The organism is Micrococcus sp. Mcc28 (assembly GCF_024519775.1).
Classification (GTDB): Bacteria; Actinomycetota; Actinomycetes; order Actinomycetales; family Micrococcaceae; genus Micrococcus; species Micrococcus luteus.
Window position 1 is genome coordinate 1 of the sequence record NZ_JALJRH010000032.1, and the last position, 4385, is coordinate 4385.

A 4385-nucleotide genomic window follows, 5' to 3' on the forward strand; every position below is an offset into this window, starting at 1 on the left:
GCTCCTCCGGCCTCACTGGCACCGACCCGAGTCAACAACGTCATGCCCTCCTACATCTAGGCAGGCGGCCGGGGCGCGGTGAAGGCGCGCCCGCCCCTCATCGAGGAGCGACGACGGCGGGCGGCCGGTCCCGCCGGATTCGGCGGCCCGCGGCCCCGGCCCTAGGCTGGGCGCCGTGTCCGAGACCCACCACGCCCGCCCGGGCGTCGACCCCGTGTCGACGCCGCCCTCCGACGTGCCGCGTGGCCCGGGAGGCCGGGACGCGCTCGTGCGCCGCCGCGTGTTCCGGACGCCCCTGCTGCGCCGCGTGGTCTACGCGGTGGTCTTCGAGCTGCTCGCCATCCTCTTCACCACCGTGATCCTGGCGGCGCTCGGCAACGGCGGCGGGCCCTCGCTCGCCGTGGCGGTGGTGTCCTCGACCGTGGCCCTGCTGTGGAACATCGTGTTCAACTCGGTGTTCGAGACCCTCGAACGCCGCCTCGGCATCACGGGCCGGCCCTGGTGGGTGCGCGTGGCCCACGCCGTCGGCTTCGAGGGCGGGCTGATCGTGTTCCTCGTGCCCGCGGTGGCCCTGATCCTCGGCATCGGGCTGGGGGAGGCGTTCCTCATCGAGGCCGGCCTGCTCGTGTTCTTCCTCGTCTACGCCGCGGTGTACGCCTACGCGTTCGACTCGGTGTTCGGCCTGCCGGACTCGGCCGCCCGCGCCGAGGCCTGACCCGCCGATCGGATCAGGCGCGGCTCAGCGGGACGCCGGCAGCCCCAGGAACGCGCGGATCGCCGGCATCTCGCGGCGCACCTGGTCCAGGCCGAGCTCGTGGGCGGCGGCCAGCTTGGCCACGGACCGCTCGCCGTTGGCGATGGGCATGGTCTCGGGCGCGAACAGATAGGCCCGTCCCTGCCGCTCCATCTCGAACAGGCGCTCGCGGGTCGCGTTGTACCGGCGCCAGCGCGTGAGCAGGGCGTCCGCGACGGCGGGGTAGCGCCGGAAGGTGCGCTGGTAGAACGAGGGGAACCGTTCGGGCCGTTTCACGTACCCGCGCTCCCGGGTCAGGACCACGAGGACCTTCTCGAACCCCGCGTCCTCCGCCGCGGTCAGCGGGATCCCGCCGTCCACGCCGAGGGCGCCGTCCACGAACACGGTGCCCTCGGCGTGCACGGGGGGCATGAGGACCGGCATCGTGGACGACGCGCGGACGCGGACCATCAGGTCGGTCAGGGTGGTCATGTCGGAGCGGTCCCACCAGCGCGTCTCGCCGCTCGCGGCGTCGAACCCGCCCAGCACGAGCCGGGCGGGGTTCGCGCGGAACGTGGCGAAGTCGTAGGGCAGGTCCGCCTCGGGCAGGCCGGCGTGCTCGTAGATGTACTCGGCGTTGAACAGGCCCTTGCCGCGCAGGAAGCTCAGCCAGTTGCCGAACCGAGGATCGTCGGCGAAGTCCACGAACGAGCGCCGCGCACGGGCCGGGTCGCGGGACAGGTAGTTCACGGCGTTGGACGAGCCCGCCGAGATGCCGGCCACGAAGTCCACGTGGATCCGCTCGCGCAGCAGCTCCGCCACCACGGCCGAGGTGAGCGCGGCGCGCATCCCCCCGCCCTCGAACAGCAGCGCCGTGTCGGTGACGTTGGACGTCATGGGCTCGGTCATGGTCGGTCCCTCCGTGTTCGCCGTCCGCCGAGCAGGGCGCGGGGCGCTCCCGTCCGGCCGCGCCCATCCTAGGCTGTCCCCATGGCGACGACCCACATGAAGAGCACCCCCGTCCACACCGTCGGTGGGCTGCCCCAGGTGGGTGCCCCCGCCCCCGACTTCACCCTCACCGGGGCGGACCTGTCCCCGGTGACCCTGCGGGAGCTGCGCGGCCGTCGCGTGATCCTGAACATCTTCCCGTCCCTGGACACCGGCGTGTGCGCCGCCTCCGTCCGCGAGTTCGACTCCCGCGTCGCGGACCTCGGGGACACCACCGTCGTGGCCGTGTCCGCGGACCTGCCGTTCGCCGCCGCGCGCTTCTGCTCGGTCGAGGGCATCGACCACGTCCGCAGCGGCTCTGTGTTCCGCTCGTCGTTCGGCGACGACTACGGCGTGCGCATGACCGACGGTCCGCTCGAGGGCCTGCTGGCCCGCGCCGTCGTCGTGGTCGATGCCGACGGCGTGGTCCGTCATGCCCAGCTCGTCCCCGAGATCTCCGAGGAGCCGGACTACGAGGCCGCCCTGGCGGCCGCCCGGGGCTGAGCGTGACGCCGCCGGGCTGGCCGCCGCGCGCACGACGCTCGCCCCTGGCGTTCGTCATCGCGCTGTTCGGCGTGCTCGGCGCGCTGGTCCTGGCCGGGGGCCTCACCGCCCTCCTCGCCGGCCGGATGGTCGACGTCGCCGCGGACTCCGCCCCGACCGTGCCCGCCGCCGAGGCCCCCGCCCGGGAGGCGGGCGAGCTCGCGGCGGGCCTGACCCACATCCACGACGGTGTGGCGGTGGACTGGTCCGCATCGGCCCACGACGGATCGTCCCTGGACCCGGGCCAGCCGGTCGCGGACGCCCCGGGCATCCTCCTCGTGGAGACCGCCCTCGGCGCCCGCACCGGCACGGGGACGGGCATGGTGCTCTCCCCGGACGGGCTGGCGGTGACCAACTACCACGTGGTCGAGGACTCCTCGGAGGTGCACGTGGTGGTCGCGGACACCGGCGCGCGGCACACGGCCACGGTGCTCGGGCGCGATGCCGAGCACGACATCGCGGTGCTCGACGTCGAGGGCGTCTCAGACCTGCCGGTGGCCAGCGTCTCGCTGGACCCGGTGCGGCGCGGGGACCAGGTGGCCGCCGTCGGCAACGGCGGAGGCCAGGGTTATCTGACGGCCGTGCGCGGCACCGTGCTCGGCACGGACCGCTCGATCATGGCCGCGGCCGAGGGCACCGATCAGTACGCGCGCCTGTCCGGCCTGATCCAGACGGACGCGGACGTCGTGCCCGGCTACTCCGGCGGCCCGGTGGTGGACGACGCCGGCCAGGTGGTCGGCGTGACCGTGGCGGCCAGCGACGGGACCACCGCAGACGAGGTGGACGGCTTCGCGATCCCGCTGGAGGTGGCCTTCGACGTGGCGGACCAGGTCCTCTCGGGCGAGGAGACGGACACCGTGAGCATCGGTGCGGACGGCGCCCTGGGCATCATGGTCGGCGCGGATCCCGACGTCGGCGTCGTGGTCATGCAGGTGGACGCGGGCTCCGCCGCCGAGCAGATCGGCCTGGTCGAGGGCGATGTCATCCTCGAGATCGAGGGGCGGACCGTCGGCGACGACGCCTCCCGGATGTCCCGCCTGGTCAACGACCACAACGTGGGGGACCGGATCACCGTCCAGTGGCGCACCGCCGACGGCGAGGTGCGCGAGGCCGAGGCGGTCCTGCAGCCGGCCCTCGTGAACTGACCGGCCCCCCGGCGCTCAGGAGAGCAGGTCCAGTGAGAGGGCCATCGCGGCCACGCCCAGCAGCACGCCGCCCAGCGCCGCGGCGCGGCCCCCGGCCGCCCGGGCGGCGGGCAGCAGCGCGTCGAGGCTCACGGTCACCATCACGCCCGCCACGGCCGCGAAGACGGCGGCCAGGAGCGCGGGTGTGAGGAACGGGGCCAGCAGCAGCCAGCCGATCAGCGCGCCCAGCGGCTCCGCGATCCCCGTGAACGCGGCCCACGCGAAGGCCTTGCGCCGCGATCCGGTGGCCTGCCGCACGGGCACGGCCACGGCCACGCCCTCGGGAACGTTGTGCACGGCCATCGCGACGGCCAGCGCGAGGCCCACCGACGGATCCTGCAGGGTGCCGGCGAAGGTGACGAAGCCCTCCGGCAGATTGTGCAGGCCGATCGCCAGGGCCGTCACCGTGCCCAGGCGCAGCATCCGCCGCCGGTCCAGGCCGGCCGGGTCGTCGACGTCGCCCGGCATCTCCGAGACGGGGTCGGGGACGGCGCGCTCGAGCAGCACGTAGGAGCCTGCGCCGAGGATCAGGGCGGCCACCGCGACGGCGGTCGCCGCGGGGCCGACCGCCCCGCCCAGCCCCTCGACGGCGGCCGGCAGCATCTCCAGGAAGGAGACCGCGAGCATGACGCCCGCGGCGAGGCCGAGGGCGGCCCCCAGCCCGCGGCCCGAGGGCTCGCGACCGACGATCGCCAGGACGCCGCCCAGCACCGTGGCCAGCCCGGCGAACGTCGTGAGAGCGAGCGCGGTCCAGAACGGGTCCACGGGGGAGGGCCTCCTGACGGGCGGCGGGCGGGGTGCGACCATCCTAGGTGTTGTGGGTCATGAGGTTCTTGCCACGAGGCGCCGGCTGAGATGAGACGAGTGGGCCTCTCCCGCAGGAGGGCGTGTCAGATGGTCTGTGTAAGCCGTACCGAGAGGAACGGTAAGAATCATGA

5 protein-coding genes are annotated in these 4385 nt (G+C 74.1%); 3 read left to right on the plus strand and 2 right to left on the minus strand.

Going from position 1 to position 4385, the window contains the following annotated elements; genetic code table 11:
• The first annotated feature begins 175 nt into the window (after window positions 1–175).
• Window positions 176–715 (plus strand): PACE efflux transporter, encoded by a 540-nt coding sequence (locus NR073_RS10905; protein WP_101962725.1) that lies wholly within the window; start codon window positions 176–178, stop codon window positions 713–715.
• 24 nt (window positions 716–739) lie between these two features.
• On the opposite strand, the gene NR073_RS10910 is transcribed toward NR073_RS10905, so the two are convergent.
• Window positions 740–1642 carry a patatin family protein gene (locus NR073_RS10910; RefSeq protein WP_095353682.1) on the minus strand — a complete coding sequence of 301 codons (903 nt, stop codon included), beginning with the start codon at window positions 1640–1642 and terminating at the stop codon, window positions 740–742.
• Window positions 1643–1723: 81 nt separating this feature from the next.
• On the opposite strand from NR073_RS10910, the gene tpx reads away from it, so the two are divergent.
• Together tpx and NR073_RS10920 are read left to right on the plus strand one after the other, a co-directional pair.
• Window positions 1724–2224, plus strand: a complete 501-nt coding sequence (gene tpx, locus NR073_RS10915; RefSeq protein ID WP_049147477.1) for a thiol peroxidase — start codon at window positions 1724–1726, stop codon at window positions 2222–2224.
• A gap of 2 nt (window positions 2225–2226) precedes the next feature.
• On the plus strand, window positions 2227–3408 hold the full coding sequence (locus NR073_RS10920) for a S1C family serine protease (protein ID WP_060973541.1): 1182 nt from the start codon (window positions 2227–2229) through the stop codon (window positions 3406–3408).
• Between the two features lie 15 nt (window positions 3409–3423).
• Here the strand turns inward: NR073_RS10920 and zupT are convergent, their stop codons facing one another.
• The gene (gene zupT / locus NR073_RS10925; protein WP_078025863.1) at window positions 3424–4212 is read right to left on the minus strand and encodes a zinc transporter ZupT; all 789 of its coding nucleotides are present in this window, start codon (window positions 4210–4212) and stop codon (window positions 3424–3426) included.
• Window positions 4213–4385: the final 173 nt, after the last annotated feature.

Bases quoted from the DNA above. Each gene is read 5' to 3' on its own strand.
- NR073_RS10910 (WP_095353682.1), bottom strand. From the start codon at position 1,642: ATGACCGAGCCCATGACGTCCAACGTCACCGACACGGCGCTGCTGTTC.
- tpx (WP_049147477.1), top strand. From the start codon at position 1,724: ATGGCGACGACCCACATGAAGAGCACCCCCGTCCACACCGTCGGTGGG.